Origin of the sequence: Staphylococcus sp. EG-SA-17, from assembly GCF_017151845.1 — a bacterium.
Lineage (GTDB): Bacteria > Bacillota > Bacilli > Staphylococcales > Staphylococcaceae > Staphylococcus > Staphylococcus aureus.
In genome coordinates this window covers 1-23502 of record NZ_JACVZO010000004.1, presented here as the reverse complement: position 1 = coordinate 23502, position 23502 = coordinate 1, and the positions used below count along the sequence as shown (strand labels likewise).

Genomic DNA, 23502 nt, shown 5'->3' with positions numbered 1-23502 from the left:
TTATATTCAAAATCAAAAAATCGGACAGATGAAAAGTAAAAATTTTCCATCAGACCGATTGATAGCAGAACCTAAATTAGTGTAAGAGTTTCAATATTAACTACTCCATTTTAAAAAAAGCAAAATATTTCCAAGAAAACAAATTGATTATAATTTGTTATTGTATGCGATTTGAATTACTTATTAAACAACTTGTGCTTCTCAATGATACAATGAAAAGGTATTCAATACTGGTTTATTGCAATACAAAGGGGGATTTAGAGTGGATGTAAGATTTATTAACGAGCAGACAATTATGATTTATTTTGAAAATAATATATCCGAAGAGACATATCGAAATGTCACAGCAATGGTACGGTGGATACGAGAAAAAGAAATATTAGAAATTCAAGACATTGTCCCTTCGTATCGAGCAGTTCTAATATATTTTGATGAACAAGCTATAACATCTTCTAAATTAATTGAAAATTTAGAACTTAACAAATTTAATGAAAAAAATGTTCATGCTGTGAATCAAACCAATCGAATTATTAAAATACCTGTTCAATATGGTGGTACATATGGACCTGATATTGAGGAAGTAGCAAAGCATAATCGAATAACTGTTGAGCAAGTTATTGAAAAACATACAAGTAAACCTTATTTAATATATATGCTAGGATTTATGCCTGGATTTCCATACTTAGGCGGACTTGATCAACAACTACATACACCTAGACGTAATCAGCCAAGGTTAAAAATTCATGCAGGTTCTGTAGGTATTGCGAATAATCAAACAGGACTATATCCATCAGATTCTCCTGGCGGATGGCAAATTATTGGACGCACACCGTTAAAAGTATTTAGCAGCGAGCGTGAACCAATGTCAATGTACGAAGCAGGAGAATGGATACAATTTTATGCAATAGATGAACAGGAATTTATACAAATCGAAAGAGATATATCAGATGGCAACTTTAATGTTGATGACTGGGTGGTGATTGAAAATGTCAATTAAGATTTTACAACCAGGTCTCTTTTCAACGGTACAAGATCTAGGAAGAAAAGGTTATGAACATATTGGATTTTCAGGTTCAGGTGCCATGGATCAATTTAGTTTTAAGGTTGCGCAGTCATTAATTAACAATGATGGTCCAGCGATTGAATATACTTTGATTGGTCCTACCATTCAATTTAATACGCAAAATACATTTGTTATAACCGGTGGTAGTGTTAATGCCTCGCTAAATAATAAAACTATATCAATGAATTCTGTCATATTAGCTGAGAAAGGTGACATTTTAAAAATAGGTGCTATAACCAAAGGTGCACGCGGTTATCTTACTTTTGGTCATTCTATCAACGTACCTTCTATTGCTGAAAGTTATGCAACACATACCCGAAGCAGTATAGGAGGATTCAAAGGTAGAAAGTTATTAGCTAATGACGTAATAACAGTGAAAATAAATAATGACTTTAAAGAAAACATTGGAAAGACTATTCATTTACAGGACGATTTATTACCAGAAAATAATATTATACACATTCTTCAAGGACCTCAATTCGAGGCATTTTCTGAAGAGGCTAGAGCGAAAATTGTAAATTATCCATATTTAATAACTGAACAATCAGACCGTATGGGGTATCGTTTGGAAGGTGACAGCGTTGCACCAATTAATCAAGCAGATATCATTTCTGAACCGGTTGCTCTTGGCAGTGTTCAAGTACCAAATGATGGTCAACCTATTATTCTGCTTAATGATAAACAAACGATAGGTGGTTATACCAAAATTGCAACTGTATGCAAATTTGATCTGCCAAAGTTAGCACAGATGAAACCACAAGATACAATTCAATTTAAATGGATATCATTCCAAGAAGCTGTAGATAAGAATCGGGAACAAATGTCTCTGTTTAATGAAATTCTTAAGAGTCATCAAAAGACTCCAATTTTTGATACATCTAGCTTGCGACATACTTCGAAAAAATTAGCAACAATTTTAAAAGGGGATTTGTAAAATGAATATTGAAAAAATCGAACAAATAATCAAATTAGTGAAGGAAAATGATGTTAAGAAATTTAAATATAAAAATTTTGAAGATGAAATAGAAATTAACTTCACTGACTCGAATCATTTGGCTGCACACAGTAATCAATCAAATCAAAGTATGAACAATAATGATTTGACAGCTTCAAAAGCGAATGATAACTCCGATGTTTCGACAAATGATTATCATGACATTAAATCACCAATGGTAGGTACATTCTTTTTACAAGATAGTAAAGAATTAACTGAACCAATTGTGAAAGTCGGTGACAAAGTTAACAAGGGAGATATTATAGGATATGTTGAAGCGATGAAAGTATTAAACGAGGTAACAACAGATGTTGCTGGAGAAATTACTGAAATAGTAGCTGATCACGGCACAAATGTTGAATACGACCAAGTTTTGGTACGTATTAAGTAAAGGGGGTAAGTAAATGCTTCGTTGTTTAATTGCGAACAGAGGTGAAATTGCTGTAAGGATTATAAGAGCTTGCAGAGAATATGGGATTGAAACTGTAGCAGTTTATGCAAAACGGGACGAGCAAAGCTTGCATGTACATTTAGCAGATCAAGCTATATGTATTGGGGAAGCTAATGCTTTAGATAGTTATTTAAATATTGACCGCATCATATCTGCTGCACAAATCACTGGTGCTAATGCAATTCACCCAGGATATGGATTTTTATCAGAATCAACAAAATTTGCTCAAACCGTTGAGGAACAAGGCATAGCGTTTATAGGGCCTACTAAAAAAACGATGGAAATGATGGGGGATAAAATAACAGCAAGACAAACAGTTCATCATGCAGGTGTTCCTGTGATTCCAGGATCAAATGGTGCTGTGAATCATGTGTCTGAAATTGAGAAGCTTGCCAAAGACATCGGTTATCCAGTTGTTATCAAAGCTGCCAGTGGCGGTGGTGGTAAAGGTATACGTATTGTAAAGAAAGCTGAAGATTTAGAAAAGGCATTTAAAGAAGCTAAAAGTGAAGGAAAAAAATACTTTGATGATGATCGTGTTTATGTTGAGGCTTTTATACCTGTTGCAAAACATGTTGAAGTTCAAGTTATGGGGGATGGGCAGGATAATTATGTACATTTAGGGGAACGTGATTGTTCTGTACAACGTAAAAATCAAAAATTAATCGAAGAATCTCCTTGTGCAGCATTAACTGAAGAAAGGCGACAACAAATATGTAATGATGCTGTTAAAGTTGCACGTGCAGCAAATTATAGAAGTGCAGGTACGATTGAATTTTTAGTAACTGATACCGCACATTACTTTATTGAAATGAATGCTCGAATTCAAGTTGAACATACTGTTACAGAGATGCGAGCAGAACGTGATTTGGTTGCAGCACAACTGTATTTATTGGAACATAATCATTTACCTTTCTCACAAAGCGATATTCAATTTAATGGTCATGTGATAGAAGCGAGAATAAATGCCGAAAATCCTGAAAAGAAATTTCAACCAACACCAGGTAAAGTGACAGCGTTACATTTACCTCAAGGCTTTAATGTGCGAGTCGATTCTTTACTATATCACGGTTATCAAGTTTCACCATATTATGATTCTTTAGTAGCTAAAGTAATTGTAAAATCTCATGATAGAGCTTCAGCAATTGATAAGTTGAAAGCCACCTTAGATGAAATGGTGATAGATGGATTTTCTACAACTGCCGATTTTTTATATGCAGTTTTAAATTATCCACTATATCGTGATGGAGATGCAAAAGATGTTGATATTAAATTTTTAGAAAAACATCAAATTGTTAAAGGGGTGGAATTATAATGCGAGTTGATTTGAATTGTGATTTAGGCGAAGCATTTGGAAATTATTCCTTTGGTGGTGATCATCAAATTATTCCGTTAATTACAAGTGCGAATGTTGCTTGTGGTTTTCACGCTGGTGATGAAAATGTAATGAATGAAACGGTAAAACTTGCCAAAGCACATAATGTTGCAGTAGGTGCACATCCTGGTTTACCTGATTTGAAAGGCTTTGGCAGACGAAATATAGATATCTCTAACGACGAGATTTATAATTTGATGATTTATCAATTAGGTGCATTACAAGGGTTTTGTCGCATTCATCAAGTTAAAATTAATCATGTTAAACCGCATGGTGCATTGTATCAGATGGGTGCAAAAGACAGAGAAATAGCAAGCGTTATAGCACAAGCTGTTTATGACTTTGATCCATCACTAGTGTTAGTAGGATTAGCAAATTCATATCTAATTTCAGAAGCAAAGAATGTCGGATTAATTACAGCTTCTGAAGTGTTTGCTGATAGACGATACGAAGATGATGGGCAGCTCGTTAGTAGAAAAGAAAGTGATGCTGTGATTACTGATACTGACGAAGCACTTAAGCAGGTTTTAAAGATGGTGAAGGAAAATAAAGTTATTTCAAAAAACAATAAGGAAGTAACGTTACAAGCAGATACAATTTGTGTGCATGGTGATGGAGAACATGCATTATTATTTGTTTCGAAAATTAGAGAAATTTTAATGAAAGAAGGCATTGATATTCAATCCTTATAGGGGGCTAAAAAATGGGGAGAAATTTAAAGCTTAAACATCGTGAAAGTGATTTTGAATTTACTAAAAACCATAAGAGATTATTGTTAGGTTCTGTATTTCTGATGGCAACTTCTGCAATTGGGCCAGCATTTTTAACGCAAACAGCAGTATTTACATCACAATTTTTGGCGAGTTTTGCATTCGCAATTTTACTATCAATCATTATTGATATTGGTGCACAAATTAATATATGGCGCATATTGGTTGTCACTGGTTTAAGAGGTCAAGAAATATCAAATAAAGTTGTTCCTGGGCTTGGTACTGTTATCTCAATATTGATTGCATTTGGAGGTCTAGCTTTTAATATTGGTAATATTGCTGGTGCCGGTTTAGGTTTAAATGCAATTTTTGGATTAGATGTAAAATGGGGCGCAGCTATTACTGCAATCTTTGCAATATTAATCTTTGTAAGTAAAAGTGGCCAAAAAATTATGGACGTTGTTTCAATGATTCTTGGTATTGTGATGATTTTAGTTGTGGCATATGTGATGTTTGTTTCTAATCCACCTTATGGTGATGCTTTTGTGCATACATTTGCGCCAGAACATCCAATGAAATTAGTCTTGCCAATCATTACGTTAGTTGGTGGAACTGTAGGTGGTTATATTACCTTTGCAGGTGCACATCGTATTTTAGACTCTGGCATTAAAGGTAAGCAATATTTACCATTTGTAAATCAATCAGCAATTGCTGGTATTTTAACTACAGGTATTATGAGAACGTTACTATTCCTAGCGGTATTAGGAGTTGTTGTAACAGGTGTGACACTAAGTTCTGAAAATCCACCAGCGTCAGTTTTTGAACACGCAATTGGACCAATTGGAAAGAATATTTTTGGTATTGTGTTATTTGCTGCAGCTATGTCATCAGTAATTGGCTCAGCATACACAAGCGCAACATTTTTAAAAACACTTCATAAATCACTTGACGAAAGAAGTAATTTAATTGTCATTGTGTTTATCGTTATTTCAACAATGATTTTCTTGTTTATTGGAAAACCAATCAGCCTTTTAATTATAGCAGGCGCGATAAATGGATGGATTTTACCTATTACGTTAGGTGCAATTTTGATTGCAAGTAAAAAGAAATCAATTGTTGGTGATTATAAACACCCAAATTGGATGTTCATCTTTGGTATCGTTGCAGTACTTGTTACAATATTGACAGGTATATTCTCATTCAAAGAAGTACTTCAGTTATTTTAAAAGACATTTCGAATAATAGTATCACTGTAAATGTTGTTAGTATTAGGCAAGATGTATTTTGATTTCCGGTGATTCATTTATAAAGCATAATTGAATATATTTTAAGAAAGAGAGTGGTGCATGATAAATGTACTGCTCTTTTTTGTTATGATGAAAAATCTTTTTCTATTGATCGAGAAAATAGTTATTTATATAGTTTTTAAAGAAAAAAAGTGATAATATTTAGCTAATCTAATGAAAATGGATTTATTGGACAAAAAATACATTTTAAATGAGTAGAGGAGGCTGCAAATGGGTTACAGAACTTTAAAAAGTATTTTTCATGAGCATAACGAAAGTAAAATGAAAGACGAGTATACTAAAAGATTTAATTCTTTAGCATCTTTCAATACTAATATTAATATCATACCCATGGAAAATGGAAAAAAAGTTAATGATTTGGAATATCCTCTATTCTTTATGGTGACTAAAAATCTATCAAAAAAACAAGAATTAATATCAATTAATAGTAGAAAAATTGATAGAGCACTTAATTCTTTGCCTTATGCAGCTAGAGAACAATATTTTAATGATTTATTAATCGATGAATTACAAAGTACTAATGAAATTGAAAATGTATTTAGTACTAAACAAGAGATTGCACATGCGTTAAATAACCAAGCATCAGAATTTCTTAAGTTCAGAGGCCTCGTGGATCAATATAAAGAGATAGAACTTAATAAAAAAATTAAAGTTGATAATGTAAGAGACATTAGAGCGATTTATGATAAATTAGTTTCAAATGAAATTAACGAACAAGATAAGTTAGATGGAGAGCTATTTCGTAAAAATTTTGTCGGTGTACATGATCGGTCAACGAATAAATATATACATGTTGGGTTACAACCTGAAACCAAAATTGTTGAATATATAGGTGAAATGCTAACATTTTTAAAATATTTTGATGCGCCTCAGCCGTTCAAAATCATGGCTAGTCATTATCTGTTTGAATATATACATCCTTTTTATGATGGCAATGGTAGAGTTGGAAGATTTATAATTGCCAAGCTCTTGAGTGATTATTATGATAATTATACTGCTTTGACATTTTCATATGTTATAAATAGGAATAAATCGAAATATTACAAGGCGTTTATGACTGCTTCAAATCATTTGAATTGCGGTGATTTGACGGAATTTATTGACACAATGCTTGAGTTATTGATAGCAGGACAAGAAAGAATACTTGATGAATTAATACCAAAAATGGATGCGACTGAAAAATTAACGCTTTATTTAACTAGTCATTATAAACAGATAGATTATGAATTTTTGTATCTCCTTTCAATGGATAAATTGTTTGGAAATAAAAGAAATAGATTAACATTAATTGATTTAGAAAACATATTGGGAGTAGGAAGAGTAAAAATTAATAATACAATTAAAAAATTTGGTAACTACTTAGTTAAAATTAAAAGTAGACCAACAATTTATGAGATAAGTGATGAATTTCTAAATTCGATTATAAAATAAATGTAATATGTGATTCAGCTATACTTATTGTATTTGTAAGATTGCGTAATTGCTTCATTAAAAAAATATATTTGTTGAGAGTGGTGCATGACAAATGTACTGCTCTTTTTGTTGTGTATCAGTATTGTGATGTTTTAATGCGAATATTATATGAATCATTATGAAATTTAATAAAAATAATTGAAATAATTATCATTTTTTCTGATATACTGTTAAACGGTTTGGAATTTTTAAGTATACACTGTATTGGTTGATATAACTCAACTAATAATTGCGAACAGGGTATTTCAAATTGGAAAGTATTATGAGCGTGATACATAATCAAAATTGTAGGCTAAAGAACCTGAGACATAAATCAATGTTCAGTGCTCTACAAAGTTATATTGGCAGTAGTTGACTGAACGAAAATACGCTTGTAACAAGCTTTTTTCAATTCTAGTCAACCTTGCCGGCGGGGCCCCAACATAGAAGCTGGCGAAAAGACAGCTTACAATAATGTGCAAGTTGGGGTGGGACGACGAAATAAATTTTTCGAAAATATCATTTCTGTCCCACTCCCTTATCATTTATGTCTCGCTCTCAAATGTAAATTAGTAATTGTTTTGGGGGAGTTTGAAGTTAAATATTTAACAGGATTTATTTTAATATTATTGTTAGAAGGAATTTTTACAAATTCAGCAAGTGCAATCGAATATTCAGACTTACATCATAAAAGTGAACTTGATTCCAAGCGTCTATATAATGCTAAGGTGTCATTTGCTAATCCAACTCAGCTTGAAAATAAAAAAACAAACGATAGACTGTTGAAGCATGATTTGTTATTTCATGACATGTTCGTAAATGATGCTTGGAAAAAAGATTTTAAAGTTGAATTCGAAAATGAGGCACTTTCAAAGAAATTTGTAAATAAGGATATCGATATATTTGCTGGAAATTATGGATATGGATGTCATGGGGGAGAAACCAATAAAACGCTATGTAGTTATGGTGGTGTTACTTTAAGTGACAATAATAAATACGATGATTATAAGAATATACCTTGTAATTTATGGATTGACGGACATCAAACAGGAATAGAACTAACTGCAGTAAAAACGAAAAAGAAAATTGTTACCATTCAAGAATTAGATGTTCAATTAAGAAATTATTTGAATGAGAAGTATAAGTTGTACGAACTAGGTGGAGACATTGTTAAAGGGTATGTTAAATATCATAATGATGATGAAAAAAATGTAGAATATGATTTTTATAATTTAAATGGTGAGTATGGTCATGAGGTATTAAAAATGTATGCTGATAATAAAACTATCAATAGTGACAAATTGCATTTAGATATCTATTTATTCAAATCATAATTTAAGTAAGTTAATCATTAATGATCTTTGACAGTGAAATATAAAGTACCTGTCATTTTATTGTTACAAATAAAAACAGCAGTAAGGAGGCTATCACTCAGAAAAGTCTTACTGCTGTTTTCTATTAGAATTACCTTTAATGCACACAGGAATTCGATACGAAACAAATATGATTAACTGTGTAATTACAAAATAAAACTACTATAGCAAAAAGAAGATAAAGACGATGATAATAAATGCATCGAATATAATTTTCTTGATGTTTTTATCAACAACATCAGGTAAGGACATAAGTATAAATCCTAGAATTAGAGTGTAGCGACATATGTTCATAATTGTTGCTGTAAACTCGATATTAAATGAAAACTTTAAAAATATACTTATAAATAAAATGACAAACGACGCAATTGCAATAAAACTGCCGTATGTAGCAATCTTTGTTACGAGACTATTTTGATTATTTTCAGCCATTGTAGAATCCTCTTATTTCATCATTATTATTTTAAACATATCATTTTCCTGTTATTTAATAAAGTTTCTTGACACAATTAGCTGATGTAATTGATTTGATTAGTTTTTGAAAAATAGACAATTTAGAAGCATCGATTTCCTTGTTATGAGTTCATAAATAATTATTTATGATACCACGTTATTGTGAATGTTTTTTTAAAAAATAAAGCAAAAGTTTTATACAGTAACGAAAATCATGATACTTGTCGTTGTAGTGATTAAAATGTGATAAAATAACAAATGCTAGGATTTTTTAAAAGAGGTGAATCAAAGGATGATTGGTATAATTGGTGCCATGGAAGAAGAAGTAACAATATTAAAAAATAAATTAACACAATTAAGCGAAATTTCAGTTGCACATGTTAAATTTTATACTGGCATTTTAAAAGATAGAGAAGTAGTGATTACCCAAAGCGGCATTGGAAAAGTTAATGCTGCAATTTCTACGACATTATTAATTAATAAGTTTAAACCGGACATCATTATTAATACAGGTTCTGCTGGAGCTTTAGATGAAAGTTTAAATGTAGGTGACGTTCTTATAAGTGATGATGTAAAATATCATGATGCAGATGCAACAGCATTTGGTTATGAATATGGACAAGTACCACAGATGCCGGTAGCATTTCAATCAAGTAAACCTTTAATAGATAAAGTATCTCAAGTTGTACAACAACAACAATTAACAGCTAAAGTAGGCTTAATTGTAAGTGGTGATAGCTTTATCGGTAGTGTTGAACAACGCCAAAAAATTAAAAAAGCATTTCCAAATGCGATGGCGGTTGAAATGGAAGCAACTGCAATTGCACAAACATGTTATCAATTTAATGTACCATTTGTTGTAGTTCGTGCAGTTTCAGACTTAGCAAATGGAGAAGCGGAAATGAGCTTCGAAGCATTTTTAGAAAAAGCAGCTGTATCATCAAGTCAAACTGTTGAAGCATTAGTGTCTCAATTATAAAAAGGTAAAGGTGAGTTAAATGGGTTTAGTTCGCAAGTTTTTTATGCCGAATTCATATGTTCAATCAATATTTCAAATTGATTTAGACAAGTTAGTGGACAAAGGCGTTAAAGGTATTATTACAGATTTAGATAATACGCTAGTAGGTTGGGATGTTAAAGAACCTACAGAACGTGTTAAAGCATGGTTTAAGGAAGCTAATGAAAAAGGAATCACTATTACAATCGTGTCTAATAATAATGAGTCTCGTGTTGCTAGTTTTAGTCAGCATTTAGACATCGATTTTATTTTTAAAGCGAGAAAGCCAATGGGGAAAGCGTTTGATAAAGCAATAACTAAGATGAATATCAGACCAGATCAAACTGTTGTTATAGGTGACCAAATGCTTACTGATGTATTTGGTGGTAATCGTCGAGGTTTATATACAATTATGGTCGTTCCAGTTAAACGAACTGATGGCTTTATTACTAAGTTTAATAGGTTAATTGAAAGACGATTATTACGTCATTTCAGTAAAAAAGGTTATATCACATGGGAGGAAAATTGATTGTCTGACATTTTAAAATGTATCGGTTGTGGTGCGCCACTTCAATCTGAAGATAAAAATAAACCTGGTTTTGTACCAGAGCATAATATGTTTCGTGATGACGTGATTTGCAGACGTTGTTTCCGCTTGAAAAATTATAATGAAGTTCAAGATGTAGGATTAGAAAGTGAAGACTTTTTAAAATTATTATCAGGACTTGCGGATAAAAAGGGTATTGTCGTCAATGTCGTGGATGTATTTGACTTTGAAGGATCATTTATTAATGCAGTTAAACGTATTGTCGGAAACAAAAAAATCATTTTAGCAGCAAATAAATTGGATTTATTGCCGAAACAAATTAATAAACGTCGAGTTAAAGAATGGTTAAAACGAACAGCAAGAAAATATGGTTTGGAAGCTGACGATGTTGTATTAATTTCAGCTGAAAAAGGCTGGGGCATAGACGACTTATTATCATCAATTGCGAATATTCGAGAAAATGAAGATGTGTATATTGTAGGGACAACGAATGTTGGGAAATCTACATTGATTAATAAACTGATTGAAGCTAGTGTTGGTGAAAAAGATGTAGTAACAACTTCAAGATTTCCTGGAACAACTTTAGATATGATAGATATTCCTTTAGATGAAACATCATTTATGTATGATACACCAGGTATTATTCAAGATCATCAAATGACGCATTTAGTTAGTGAAAAAGAATTGAAAATTATTATGCCTAAGAAAGAAATAAAACAACGCGTATATCAATTAAATGAGGCGCAAACATTATTCTTCGGCGGTCTAGCGCGCATAGATTATGTATCAGGTGGTAAACGTCCGTTAGTTTGTTTCTTTTCTAATGACTTGAATATACATCGTACTAAAACGGAGAAGGCTAATGATTTATGGCGTAATCAACTTGGCGATTTATTAACGCCACCTGGAAATCCACAAAATTTTGATCTTAATGAGGTAAAGGCTGTTAGACTTGAAACAGGCAAAGAGAAACGCGATGTTATGATCTCTGGTCTAGGCTTTATAACTATAGGACCAGGAGCTAAAGTAATCGTTCGTGTTCCTAAAAATGTTGATGTTGTATTAAGAAATTCTATTTTATAAGGTGATTTAAAAAATGAAATTTGCAGTTATCGGAAATCCTATTTCACATTCCTTGTCGCCCGTTATGCATAGAGCAAATTTTAATTCTTTAGGATTAGATGATACTTATGAAGCTTTAAATATTCCAATTGAAGATTTTCATTTAATTAAAGAAATTATTTCGAAAAAAGAATTAGATGGCTTTAATATCACAATTCCTCATAAAGAGCGTATCATACCGTATTTAGATCATGTTGATGAACAAGCGATTAATGCAGGTGCAGTTAACACTGTTTTGATAAAAGATGGCAAGTGGATAGGGTATAATACAGATGGTATTGGTTATGTTAAAGGATTGCACAGCGTTTATCCAGATTTAGAAAATGCATACATTTTAATTTTGGGCGCAGGTGGTGCAAGTAAAGGTATTGCTTATGAATTAGCAAAATTTGTAAAGCCCAAATTAACTGTTGCGAATAGAACGATGGCTCGTTTTGAATCTTGGAATTTAAATATAAACCAAATTTCAATAGCAGATGCTGAAAAGTATTTAGCTGAATTCGATATCGTTATTAATACAACACCAGCGGGTATGGCTGGAAATAACGAAAGTATTATTAATTTAAAGCATCTTTCTCCCAATACTTTAATGAGTGATATTGTTTATATACCGTATAAAACACCTATTTTAGAGGAAGCAGAGCGCAAGGGAAACCATATTTATAATGGCTTAGATATGTTTGTTTACCAGGGTGCGGAAAGCTTTAAAATTTGGACTAATAAAGATGCTGATATTAATTCTATGAAAACAGCAGTTTTACAACAATTAAAAGGAGAATAACATATGCTTACTGGCAAACAAAAAAGATACTTAAGAAGTTTAGCACACAATATTGATCCGATTTTTCAAATTGGAAAAGGCGGTATCAACGAAAATATGATTAAACAAATAGATGATACGTTAGAAAACAGAGAATTGATTAAAGTGCATGTACTACAAAATAACTTTGATGATAAAAAAGAATTAGCTGAAACATTAAGCGAAGCTACGCGTAGTGAATTAGTGCAAGTGATTGGATCTATGATAGTGATTTATAGAGAATCTAAAGAAAATAAAGAAATTGAATTGCCATAATAATGAAAAAGATAGTACTTTACGGCGGTCAGTTTAACCCTATCCATACTGCACATATGATAGTAGCTAGCGAAGTATTTCATGAATTACAGCCAGATGAATTTTATTTTTTACCTAGTTTTATGTCTCCATTGAAAAAGCACAATAATTTTATAGATGTTCAGCACAGATTAACAATGATACAGATGATTATCGACGAGCTTGGTTTTGGAGATATTTGCGACGATGAAATTAAACGTGGTGGTCAGAGTTATACCTATGACACGATCAAGGCATTCAAGGAGCAACACAAAGACAGTGAGTTGTACTTTGTTATTGGGACGGATCAGTATAACCAACTAGAGAAATGGTATCAAATTGAATACTTAAAAGAAATGGTTACTTTTGTAGTTGTAAATCGAGACAAAAATAGTCAAAATGTTGAAAATGCTATGATTGCAATTCAGATACCTAGGGTAGATATAAGTTCGACAATGATTCGACAAAGAGTTAGTGAAGGGAAATCTATCCAAGTTCTTGTTCCTAAATCCGTTGAAAACTATATTAAGGGGGAAGGATTATATGAACATTGAAAAAGCAAAACGGCTTGCAAAAGAGAAACTGCCAGAGAAACGTTATAATCATTCTTTAAGAGTTGCAGAAACAGCTATTAAATTGGCAGAAATTTATGATGGAGACACTAGTAAAGTAGAATTAGCAGGTGTATTACATGATTTCTGTAAGTATGATGATTTAGGTAAAATGTATCAAATTGTTCGACAATACGAATTAGGTAATGACCTACTGAGTTATGGTAGTGAAATATTGCATGGCCCTGTGTGTGCAGCAATCATGGAACATGAATATGGTATCAATGATGAGGAAGTATTAATGGCTATCAAATACCATACTACTGGACGTCAACAAATGACAAAAACTGAAAAACTGATTTTTATTGCAGATTACATCGAACCTGGAAGAACAATCCCAGGAGTTGATGATATTCGAGATATGGCATACAATCAAGGTAGTTTAGATAAGACAATTTATGAAATTTCTAAACGCACAGTACTATTTTTAATACAGAAAGATATTACGGTATATAATAAGACGATTGACTGTTTAAATTATTATAACTATAGTGACGAAAGAATAAAGGATGATTAAATGAATTCACAAGAATTATTAGCAATTGCTGTGGATGCAATTGACAATAAAAAAGGCGAAGATACGATTTCTTTAGAAATGAAAGGTATCAGCGATATGACAGATTATTTTGTTGTAACGCACGGAAATAATGAACGACAAGTTCAAGCGATTGCTAGAGCGGTGAAAGAAGTAGCCAATGAACAAAATATAGAAGTAAAACGTATGGAAGGATACAATGAAGCGCGTTGGATATTAATTGACTTAGCTGATGTTGTGGTACATGTTTTCCATAAAGACGAAAGAAATTATTATAATATTGAAAAGTTATATCAAGATGCACCATTAGAATCATATAGTCAGGTTGCGTATTAATTATGTCGCAATATGCAGAAATGAGCCTAGTGTACGATCAATTGACTCAAGATCAACCATATGAAAAATGGTTTGAAATTGTAAAAAATCACTGCAAAGATGAATCAAATATTTTAGATATTGGATGCGGTACTGGTAGTTTAACAGTTCAATTAGAAGCTTTAGGTAATGTTACTGGTATGGATTTAAGTGTTGATATGTTGACTGTTGCAGCTCAAAAATCAGCAAATGTAAATTGGCTTGAAGGAGATATGACATCTTTTGATTTGCAACAACAATTTGATATCATCACTATTTTTTGTGACTCTCTAAATTATTTGCAAGATGAAACTGCAGTGATTGAAACATTCATCAATGTTTATCATCATCTGACTGATTCAGGTGTATTTATTTTTGATGTACATACTGTTTATAAAATGATGACTTTGTTTAATAATCAAAGTTATATTGATGATAAAGGGGACATTTTTTTAGCATGGGATGCTGTGCAAGGAGATTTACCTTTAAGTGTTTATCATGATATGACATTTTTCATTCGACATGAAGATGAAACATATTCAAGGTTTGATGAGTCTCATTTTCAGAGAACATTTGATGAAAAGACATATTTGTCTTGGTTAGCTCAAGTTGGTTTTAAACAAGTTGAAACATTTACTGATTTTAATATAGATGAACATAATGAAGATGCAGAAAGATTGTTTTTCATTGCGAAAAAATAAAAGTAAAACCACTCGCTCAGACGTGTATAAAGTTGAGGAGTGGTTTTATTGTATCAATTTTTATTACGCTATAAAGATTTTTTAACTCAGTGGAAGTTATATATTATAAGTGCTGTTGTTTTAATTATGGTATTAATTGGTTTTATATTCTGGAGACAAGATGATTATACTTCAAGAAATTTTGAAAATAAAGATACTGCTCTGAAACAAAGCACTAGTGAAAATAGTAGTTTGTCCAAATTAGAAGATGTCCAGGTCAAAGATGGAGATAATTCCAAAAATAAAGGTCCTGTATATGTCGATGTAAAAGGTGCTGTTAAACATCCTAATGTTTATAAAATGACATCTAAGGATAGAGTAGTTGATTTACTTGATAAAGCACAATTATTGGAGGATGCAGATGTAAGTCAAATTAATTTGTCTGAAAAATTAACAGATCAAAAAATGATTTTCATACCTCATAAAGGACAAAAGAATGTTGAACCACAAATTGGAGTAAACAGTGTGCATGTAAAAAATGGGAACACAAATAATACTAAAGTAAATTTAAATACCGCATCTGTATCAGAATTGATGTCTGTTCCTGGAGTAGGGCAAGCTAAAGCTAATGCAATTGTTGAATATCGCAACCAACAAGGTGCATTTCAAGAAATTGACGATTTGAAAAAAGTAAAAGGTTTTGGAAGTAAAACTTTTGATAAACTGAAATCTTATTTCACGATATAATGGATTATTTTAATTGCAAATTTTATTTTTTGTGATTAATCTTATATTATTAGAAAATGTTACTAAATTTTAAGTATGGAAGGTGAACATCTTGGAAAGAATCAAATGGGAAGAATATTTTATGGCACAAAGTCATTTGCTAGCATTACGTTCAACTTGTCAAAGATTATCTGTAGGTGCAACGATTGTTAAGGATAATCGTATTATTGCTGGTGGTTATAATGGCTCTGTAGCTGGCGAGGTGCATTGTATAGATGAAGGATGTTTAATTGAAGATGGACATTGTATCAGAACGATACATGCAGAAATGAATGCTTTATTACAATGTGCAAAACAAGGTGTATCTACTGAAGGTGCAACAATCTATGTTACTCATTTTCCATGCCTAAATTGTACAAAGTCAATTATTCAAGCAGGTATAAAGCGTATCTACTATGCAGAAGATTATCATAACCATGAATATGCAACTAAATTACTCAAACAATCTGGTATTGAATTTAAAAAAATTCCATTTTCACCAGAATATGTTGCTAAATATCTGACTAAAGGTTAATGTTTTGCTGTATGTCGCGTTATCAATGATTGTAGGAGTGCTTTGGAATTCTAGCAAAGTGCTCTCTACATTTCTTTTCATTTTACTTTTGTATATTACTTATCGTAAAAATAAAATCGTTTATGCCCCTATTTCTCTCTTTTTAATCATTTTCTCCTCATGGTATTTACATTATTCACAACAAGCAATATTTAATTATATCAATTATATTGAACGTAATTCTCAGTTTAATGAGCGTGCTCAAGTAATCCAAATTCAACGTCAAGGTAGTGACACATATAAAGGTAGGTTGAGTTTAAAAAATGAAATATATCCTTTCTTTTTAACAAATAAAAAGAATTTTGATTTAAAGAAAATTGAAAGTCGTAATTGTATTGTTAAAGGACAATTCAAAGTTAATGACAATAAGTTTGTAACTCTTAAATTACAAAGTATAGTTGTACAAAGCTGCCTAGAATCGAACCGGTCTAATTTAATTGAGAAACATAAACAGTTTATAATGAATCGAATTTATGATTCGGGTATTAAGTTTCCGGATCGTATTATGGCATTGATTACTGGTGACGTAAAAGAAATTAATGAGCAATTTAAGGAACGTGTTAAAGAGATAGGTATATATCATTTGCTGCCAGTTAGTGGCTCGCATATAGCTGCAATTGTATTCTTAATTTACCAACCTTTAAAACGATTAAATTTACCTTTATTTGTCATTAAAGGAATTACAATCATTGTATTAGCTTTATTTGCTCAATACACAAATTATGCACCTAGTGCTGTAAGAGCTATAATAATGACAACTCTTGTACTGCTTATTACTAAGCAAATTAAAATAAAGGGTATTCAGCTATTAGCATTTGCATTTATAATTATGTTTATTTTAAATCCACTAGTTGTTTATGATATTGGATTTCAATTTTCATTCATCATTTCATTTTTTATTATGCTACTTTTTCCTTTTTTACAGCAATTGTCAAAGTTACAATCATTATTCATAATTACGTTTATTGCACAATTAGCTTCATTTATCGTTGCCATTCCAAACTTTCATCAACTTCAATGGGTGGGATTTTTATCTAATTTGATTTTTGTACCGTACTATTCGATTATATTGTTTCCGCTATCTATTTTATTCTTTATTACAAGTCATTTTATTGTGGGATTAACGCCGCTAAATTACTTGGTTGACCTAAGTTTTAATTTTCATGACTGGTTACTAGACCTATTCACAAGAATCAAGCAATCACATTTTTCTGTTCCCAAGTTTAATGATTGGATATTTATAATATTTATAATTTCTGTTTATTACATATTTTGGTTATTGGCTAAACGTAAATATATATTGGTTACGGTTTGGACTATAATTATTCTGACATTATTAATAACGTTTCCAACAAATTCACATCACAAAATTACAATGTTAAATGTGGGGCAGGGAGACAGTATTTTATATGAAGGTGGTAAGAACCAAAATGTCTTGATTGATACAGGTGGGAAAGTGATTGATGATACTAAACAACCTAGTTATTCAATTTCTAAATATCATATTTTACCAACGCTAAATGAAAGAGGGATAAATGAATTAGAGTATCTAATTTTAACACATCCACACAATGACCATATTGGTGAAGTGGAATATATTATTAGTCATATTAAAATTAAACATATAGTGATATACAATAAGGGATATAGTAGTAATACATTGATGTTATTATCGAAATTAAGCCATAAGTATAACATTAAACTTATGGATGTAAGACAAGTTAGTAGTTTTAAACTTGGAGATAGTAGTTTTCTATTTTTTGATAGTTTTATTCCAAATAGCCGAGATAAAAATGAATATTCTATTATTACTATGATTACATATCAAAATAAAAAAGTTTTATTAATGGGCGATGCTAGTAAAAATAATGAATCTTTACTACTAAAAAAATATAACTTGCCGGAGATTGATATTTTAAAAGTAGGACATCATGGGAGCAAGACAAGTAGTTCTAAAGAATTTATAGAGATGATTAAGCCTAAAATAAGTTTGATTTCTTCTGGGAAGAACAATATGTATCATCTTCCTAATATAGAAGTTGTTAAACGATTGCAAAGGATTCGCAGTCGCATTTACAATAGTCAACAAAACGGTCAAGTTACAATTGACTTAGATGATAATTTAAAAGTTGATTCAAACTCTTATGGAAATGCAAGTGGTTTATAGATACAGAAACATGATATAATCTATTGATGTGTCAAACGAATGAAAGGGTGTAATGAATGAGCGACAATATTGTAGCTATTTATGGAGATGTGCCTGAATTGGTTGAAAAACAAAGTGCAGAAATCATATCACAATTTTTGAAAAGTGATAGAGATGACTTTAACTTTGTGAAATATAATTTATACGAAACAGAGATTGCACCAATTGTTGAAGAAACATTAACATTGCCTTTCTTTTCAGATAAAAAAGCAATTTTGGTTAAAAATGCATATATATTTACAGGTGAAAAAGCGCCAAAAGATATGGCTCATAATGTAGATCAATTAATAGAATTTATTGAAAAATATGATGGCGAAAATTTGATTGTCTTTGAGATATATCAAAATAAACTTGATGAAAGAAAAAAGTTAACTAAAACTCTAAAAAAGCATGCAAGGCTTAAAAAAATAGAGCAAATGTCTGAAGAAGAAATAAAAAAATGGATTCAAAGTAAATTAAATGAGAATTTCAAAGATATCAAAAGAGATGCATTAGATTTATTTATTGAGTTGACAGGTATTAACTTTAATATTGTCTCACAAGAGATAGAAAAGTTGATTTTATTTTTAGGCGATAGACCAACAATTAATAAGCAGGATGTTAACCAAATTATTAATAGAAGTTTAGAACAAAATGTATTTTTACTGACTGAATACATTCAGAAAAGAAAGAAAGAACAAGCAATTCATTTAGTAAAAGATTTAATAACTATGAAAGAAGAACCTATTAAATTACTTGCACTAATTACAAGTAATTACCGATTATTTTATCAATGTAAGATTTTGAGTCAAAAAGGATATAGTGGACAGCAAATTGCTAAAACAATAGGCGTACATCCATACAGAGTAAAATTAGCGTTAGGACAAGTAAGACATTATCAACTTGATGAATTATTGAATATTATAGATGCTTGTGCGGAAACTGATTATAAACTTAAATCATCATATATGGATAAACAGTTAATACTGGAATTATTCATTCTATCTTTATAAAAAATAAAAGTTCAAGCATGCGCTTGAACTTTTATTTAAAAAGATTATTTATTTGCAGTCATTAATTGTGATTTAATACGGTCAGCTTTGTTTGAATGTATTAAATTACTTTGAGCAGCTTTGTCTACTAACTTAACTGCTAAGCTTACTAATTCATTTTTATTATCAGCGTTATTTGAAACAGCTGTTTTAGCGTTTTTAACTGCTGTACGCATTGCACTCTTTTGTGAAATGTTGCGTGCTTCAGCTTTTTCAGTTGTTTTTACGCGTTTAATTGCAGATTTGATATTTGCCATTTCTGTCACCTCCTAAAAGTGAGTTCATCTTATCAAAATTTTATTTGATTACAACAAGAAATATTTTAACAAAAGTCTAACCGTTGTGCAATCATTTATTTGATGGGGTTAGCTTAAAATTTTGCAGATTTAATAAATTGTGTTGGAAACACAATCAATACGTTTTATAATTATAAGTACGTAATTAACATATTAACATATCGCAAGTATGTATTTAAATAAAGATTGTTATAATTTCAAAGTTCATCCAAGATTATGGCGTTTGCATTTACCTATTAAAAACGTTATTATATCAAAGATGCGAAAGATAATACGGGTTTATTTTATGAAAGTGAGAAGGATAAAATGGATAATGAGCAACGCTTAAAAAGAAGAGAGAATATAAGGAATTTCTCGATTATAGCACATATTGACCACGGAAAATCTACATTGGCTGATAGAATTTTAGAAAATACCAAATCAGTTGAAACAAGAGATATGCAAGATCAGTTACTAGATTCAATGGATTTAGAAAGAGAACGTGGTATTACAATCAAATTAAACGCAGTACGTTTAAAGTACGAAGCTAAAGATGGAAATACTTATACATTCCATTTAATCGATACGCCTGGACACGTCGATTTTACATATGAAGTGTCACGTTCTTTGGCAGCTTGTGAGGGTGCGATTTTAGTAGTAGATGCGGCTCAAGGTATCGAAGCACAAACATTAGCAAATGTTTATTTGGCATTAGATAATGAGTTAGAGTTATTGCCTGTTATTAACAAAATTGATTTACCTGCTGCAGAACCTGAACGCGTGAAACAAGAAATTGAGGATATGATAGGTTTAGACCAAGACGATGTTGTTTTAGCAAGTGCTAAATCTAACATTGGAATTGAAGAGATACTAGAGAAAATAGTTGAAGTTGTGCCAGCTCCAGATGGTGACCCAGAAGCACCACTAAAAGCGTTAATATTTGATTCTGAGTATGATCCATATAGAGGGGTAATTTCATCGATAAGAATTGTAGACGGTGTTGTTAAAGCCGGGGATAAAATTCGAATGATGGCCACTGGTAAAGAGTTCGAAGTAACAGAAGTTGGAATTAATACACCTAAGCAGCTTCCAGTTGATGAATTAACAGTTGGTGATGTTGGTTATATTATTGCAAGTATTAAAAATGTTGATGATTCTAGGGTTGGTGACACAATCACATTAGCTAGTAGACCTGCATCAGAACCATTGCAAGGTTATAAGAAAATGAATCCAATGGTATATTGCGGACTGTTCCCAATAGATAACAAAAATTATAATGATTTAAGAGAAGCATTAGAAAAATTACAATTGAATGATGCATCATTAGAATTTGAGCCTGAATCATCACAAGCATTAGGTTTTGGTTATAGAACTGGTTTCTTAGGTATGTTACACATGGAAATAATTCAAGAAAGAATTGAAAGAGAATTTGGTATTGAATTAATTGCAACCGCACCATCTGTAATTTATCAATGTATTTTAAGGGACGGTTCAGAAGTGACGGTTGATAACCCAGCACAAATGCCAGATCGTGATAAAATTGATAAAATATTTGAGCCATATGTTCGAGCAACTATGATGGTTCCAAATGACTATGTCGGTGCAGTAATGGAATTATGTCAACGTAAACGTGGACAATTTATAAATATGGACTATTTAGATGATATTCGTGTAAATATTGTTTATGAATTACCTTTAGCTGAAGTTGTATTTGATTTCTTCGATCAACTTAAATCTAATACTAAAGGATATGCATCATTTGATTATGAATTCATCGAAAATAAAGAAAGTAATTTAGTCAAGATGGATATTTTATTAAATGGTGATAAAGTGGATGCGCTAAGCTTCATAGTTCATAGAGATTTTGCGTATGAACGTGGTAAAGCATTAGTTGAAAAACTTAAAACGTTAATTCCAAGACAGCAATTTGAAGTACCTGTACAGGCTGCAATAGGACAAAAAATTGTAGCGCGTACAAATATTAAATCAATGGGTAAAAACGTTTTAGCTAAATGTTATGGCGGTGACATAAGCCGTAAACGTAAATTACTTGAAAAACAAAAAGCAGGTAAAGCTAAGATGAAAGCAGTTGGTAATGTTGAAATTCCACAGGATGCTTTCTTGGCTGTGTTGAAAATGGATGACGAATAAGTTTTTAAAAAATCTATTAACAATTTACAATGAATAAAGTTTAATAACTAAAAAGAGGGAGCCTAGGATAAATTAACGTCCTGGGCTTTACAATGTTATATTGGCAGCCATCGACAGAGTTAAAATGAGCTTATAACAATGGGGCCCCAACATAGAAGCTGACGAAAAGTCAGCTTACAATAATGTGCAAGTTGGGGTGGGGCCCCAACACAGAGAATTTCGAAAAGAAATTCTACAGGCAATGCAGGTTGGCGGGGCCCCAACAAAGAAGCTGACGAAAAGTCAGCTTACAATAATGTGCAAGTTGGGGTGGGACGACGAAATAAATTTTGTGAAAATATCATTTCTGTCCCACTCCCTTATGCATGAGTTTAACTCATGTAATTCTATTTTTAAGTACATATTACCTCTGGCTAATGTGTAAGAGCCACTACATAATAAATCATTAGTGGTTCTTTATTATTTCTATCTCACTCCCTCTTAACATTTATAAATATTAAAATGAATCGATATATTAGACAATCATTGATTAAACGTTAAAGTTAAAAGTAAGAATAATAGCAGATAGTCCAACAGGATGTAGCCGATTGGATAAACAGTCTGAGAAGCGGGGCATTAAAATGACGGTACAAAGTGCATATATACATATTCCATTTTGTGTAAGAATATGTACATATTGTGATTTCAATAAATATTTTATACAGAATCAACCTGTAGATGAGTACTTAGATGCACTAATAACAGAAATGTCTACAGCCAAATATAGGAACTTAATGACCATGTATGTAGGTGGTGGCACACCAACGGCCCTTTCTATTAATCAGTTGGAAAGATTACTTAAAGCAATACGTGATACGTTTACAATCACAGGCGAGTATACATTTGAAGCCAATCCTGATGAGTTAACTAAAGAGAAAGTCCAACTATTAGAGAAATATGGAGTAAACAGAATTTCAATGGGCGTTCAAACATTCAAGCCGGAGTTATTGTCTGTTTTAGGTAGAACGCACAATACTGAAGATATTTACACTTCGGTGTTAAATGCTAAAAACGCAGGTATTAAATCAATCAGTTTAGATTTAATGTATCATTTACCGAAACAGACGATTGAAGATTTTGAACAAAGTTTAGATCTAGCTTTAGATATGGATATTCAACATATTTCGAGTTACGGCTTAATACTTGAACCTAAAACCCAATTTTATAATATGTATAGAAAAGGGTTGCTCAAACTTCCTAATGAGGATTTAGGTGCTGACATGTATCAGTTGCTGATGTCTAAGATAGAACAATCTCCTTTCCATCAATACGAAATATCTAATTTTGCATTAGATGGCCATGAATCAGAACATAATAAGGTTTACTGGTTTAATGAGGAATATT

General features: G+C 31.5%; 25 protein-coding genes. 23 read left to right on the top strand and 2 right to left on the bottom strand.

Features of this window, described 5'->3' with window-relative positions:
- Positions 1–262 precede the first annotated feature (262 nt).
- From pxpB to sel26, 8 genes are all read left to right on the top strand, one after another.
- Positions 263–997: a 5-oxoprolinase subunit PxpB gene (gene pxpB, locus IDG65_RS02930; RefSeq protein ID WP_000383190.1), complete on the top strand. Its 735-nt coding sequence runs from the start codon at positions 263–265 to the stop codon at positions 995–997.
- Complete coding sequence (locus IDG65_RS02925; protein ID WP_000023338.1) at positions 987–1997, top strand: 5-oxoprolinase subunit C family protein; 1011 nt, start codon at positions 987–989, stop codon at positions 1995–1997. Before pxpB ends, IDG65_RS02925 begins: the two co-directional genes overlap by 11 nt.
- 1 nt (position 1998) lies before the next feature.
- Entirely contained in the window at positions 1999–2448 is a 450-nt protein-coding gene (locus IDG65_RS02920) for an acetyl-CoA carboxylase biotin carboxyl carrier protein (RefSeq protein WP_001019349.1), read from the top strand.
- Positions 2449–2461: 13 nt separating this feature from the next.
- Positions 2462–3823: an acetyl-CoA carboxylase biotin carboxylase subunit gene (locus tag IDG65_RS02915; protein WP_000942753.1), complete on the top strand. Its 1362-nt coding sequence runs from the start codon at positions 2462–2464 to the stop codon at positions 3821–3823.
- Positions 3823–4575: a 5-oxoprolinase subunit PxpA gene (gene pxpA / locus IDG65_RS02910; protein WP_001261797.1), complete on the top strand. Its 753-nt coding sequence runs from the start codon at positions 3823–3825 to the stop codon at positions 4573–4575. The genes IDG65_RS02915 and pxpA overlap by 1 nt, the downstream gene beginning before the upstream one ends.
- Before the next feature lie 11 nt (positions 4576–4586).
- A complete protein-coding gene (locus IDG65_RS02905; protein ID WP_000533223.1) occupies positions 4587–5819 on the top strand; it encodes an NRAMP family divalent metal transporter in 1233 nt (410 codons plus the stop codon).
- Between the two features lie 291 nt (positions 5820–6110).
- The gene (locus tag IDG65_RS02900; protein WP_061385090.1) at positions 6111–7331 is read left to right on the top strand and encodes a Fic family protein; all 1221 of its coding nucleotides are present in this window, start codon (positions 6111–6113) and stop codon (positions 7329–7331) included.
- 602 nt (positions 7332–7933) lie between these two features.
- On the top strand, positions 7934–8686 hold the full coding sequence (gene sel26 / locus IDG65_RS02895) for a staphylococcal enterotoxin type 26 (protein ID WP_000503564.1): 753 nt from the start codon (positions 7934–7936) through the stop codon (positions 8684–8686).
- A 201-nt stretch (positions 8687–8887) separates the two neighbouring features.
- On the opposite strand, the gene IDG65_RS02890 is transcribed toward sel26, so the two are convergent.
- Positions 8888–9157 (bottom strand): hypothetical protein, encoded by a 270-nt coding sequence (locus IDG65_RS02890; protein ID WP_000829750.1) that lies wholly within the window; start codon positions 9155–9157, stop codon positions 8888–8890.
- A gap of 313 nt (positions 9158–9470) precedes the next feature.
- Here IDG65_RS02890 and mtnN point away from each other — a divergent pair, with 313 nt between their 5' ends.
- The 13 genes from mtnN (at position 9471) to holA (ending at position 19654) form a co-directional block, all read left to right on the top strand.
- A complete protein-coding gene (gene mtnN / locus IDG65_RS02885) occupies positions 9471–10157 on the top strand; it encodes a 5'-methylthioadenosine/S-adenosylhomocysteine nucleosidase (protein WP_000579270.1) in 687 nt (228 codons plus the stop codon).
- 19 nt (positions 10158–10176) lie between these two features.
- Complete coding sequence (locus tag IDG65_RS02880) at positions 10177–10704, top strand: YqeG family HAD IIIA-type phosphatase (protein WP_000524902.1); 528 nt, start codon at positions 10177–10179, stop codon at positions 10702–10704.
- The gene (gene yqeH / locus IDG65_RS02875; protein ID WP_001280141.1) at positions 10705–11805 is read left to right on the top strand and encodes a ribosome biogenesis GTPase YqeH; all 1101 of its coding nucleotides are present in this window, start codon (positions 10705–10707) and stop codon (positions 11803–11805) included.
- A gap of 13 nt (positions 11806–11818) precedes the next feature.
- Entirely contained in the window at positions 11819–12625 is an 807-nt protein-coding gene (aroE, locus tag IDG65_RS02870) for a shikimate dehydrogenase (RefSeq protein ID WP_000666749.1), read from the top strand.
- Between the two features lie 3 nt (positions 12626–12628).
- Complete coding sequence (yhbY, locus tag IDG65_RS02865) at positions 12629–12919, top strand: ribosome assembly RNA-binding protein YhbY (RefSeq protein WP_000955235.1); 291 nt, start codon at positions 12629–12631, stop codon at positions 12917–12919.
- Positions 12920–12921: 2 nt separating this feature from the next.
- Positions 12922–13491 carry a nicotinate (nicotinamide) nucleotide adenylyltransferase gene (nadD, locus tag IDG65_RS02860; protein WP_000725167.1) on the top strand — a complete coding sequence of 190 codons (570 nt, stop codon included), beginning with the start codon at positions 12922–12924 and terminating at the stop codon, positions 13489–13491.
- Positions 13481–14065 (top strand): bis(5'-nucleosyl)-tetraphosphatase (symmetrical) YqeK, encoded by a 585-nt coding sequence (yqeK, locus tag IDG65_RS02855; protein WP_001019324.1) that lies wholly within the window; start codon positions 13481–13483, stop codon positions 14063–14065. Before nadD ends, yqeK begins: the two co-directional genes overlap by 11 nt.
- On the top strand, positions 14066–14419 hold the full coding sequence (rsfS, locus tag IDG65_RS02850; protein WP_001088022.1) for a ribosome silencing factor: 354 nt from the start codon (positions 14066–14068) through the stop codon (positions 14417–14419).
- Positions 14420–14421: 2 nt separating this feature from the next.
- On the top strand, positions 14422–15138 hold the full coding sequence (locus IDG65_RS02845) for a class I SAM-dependent DNA methyltransferase (protein WP_000084831.1): 717 nt from the start codon (positions 14422–14424) through the stop codon (positions 15136–15138).
- Positions 15139–15177: 39 nt separating this feature from the next.
- Positions 15178–15864, top strand: coding sequence for a ComEA family DNA-binding protein (locus tag IDG65_RS02840; protein WP_075583650.1), 687 nt, complete (start codon positions 15178–15180; stop codon positions 15862–15864).
- Between the two features lie 91 nt (positions 15865–15955).
- On the top strand, positions 15956–16417 hold the full coding sequence (locus tag IDG65_RS02835; RefSeq protein ID WP_000439693.1) for a ComE operon protein 2: 462 nt from the start codon (positions 15956–15958) through the stop codon (positions 16415–16417).
- Between the two features lie 4 nt (positions 16418–16421).
- Entirely contained in the window at positions 16422–18623 is a 2202-nt protein-coding gene (locus IDG65_RS02830; protein ID WP_200707806.1) for a DNA internalization-related competence protein ComEC/Rec2, read from the top strand.
- Positions 18624–18679: 56 nt separating this feature from the next.
- Entirely contained in the window at positions 18680–19654 is a 975-nt protein-coding gene (gene holA / locus IDG65_RS02825) for a DNA polymerase III subunit delta (protein ID WP_001282562.1), read from the top strand.
- Between the two features lie 44 nt (positions 19655–19698).
- Here the strand turns inward: holA and rpsT are convergent, their stop codons facing one another.
- Positions 19699–19950 (bottom strand): 30S ribosomal protein S20, encoded by a 252-nt coding sequence (gene rpsT, locus IDG65_RS02820; protein ID WP_001274017.1) that lies wholly within the window; start codon positions 19948–19950, stop codon positions 19699–19701.
- Positions 19951–20295: 345 nt separating this feature from the next.
- Here rpsT and lepA point away from each other — a divergent pair, with 345 nt between their 5' ends.
- Entirely contained in the window at positions 20296–22119 is a 1824-nt protein-coding gene (gene lepA / locus IDG65_RS02815) for a translation elongation factor 4 (protein WP_000368338.1), read from the top strand.
- A gap of 620 nt (positions 22120–22739) precedes the next feature.
- Positions 22740–23502 (top strand): radical SAM family heme chaperone HemW (gene hemW, locus IDG65_RS02810; RefSeq protein ID WP_206174022.1); only part of this gene is annotated, 763 nt, incomplete at its 3' end.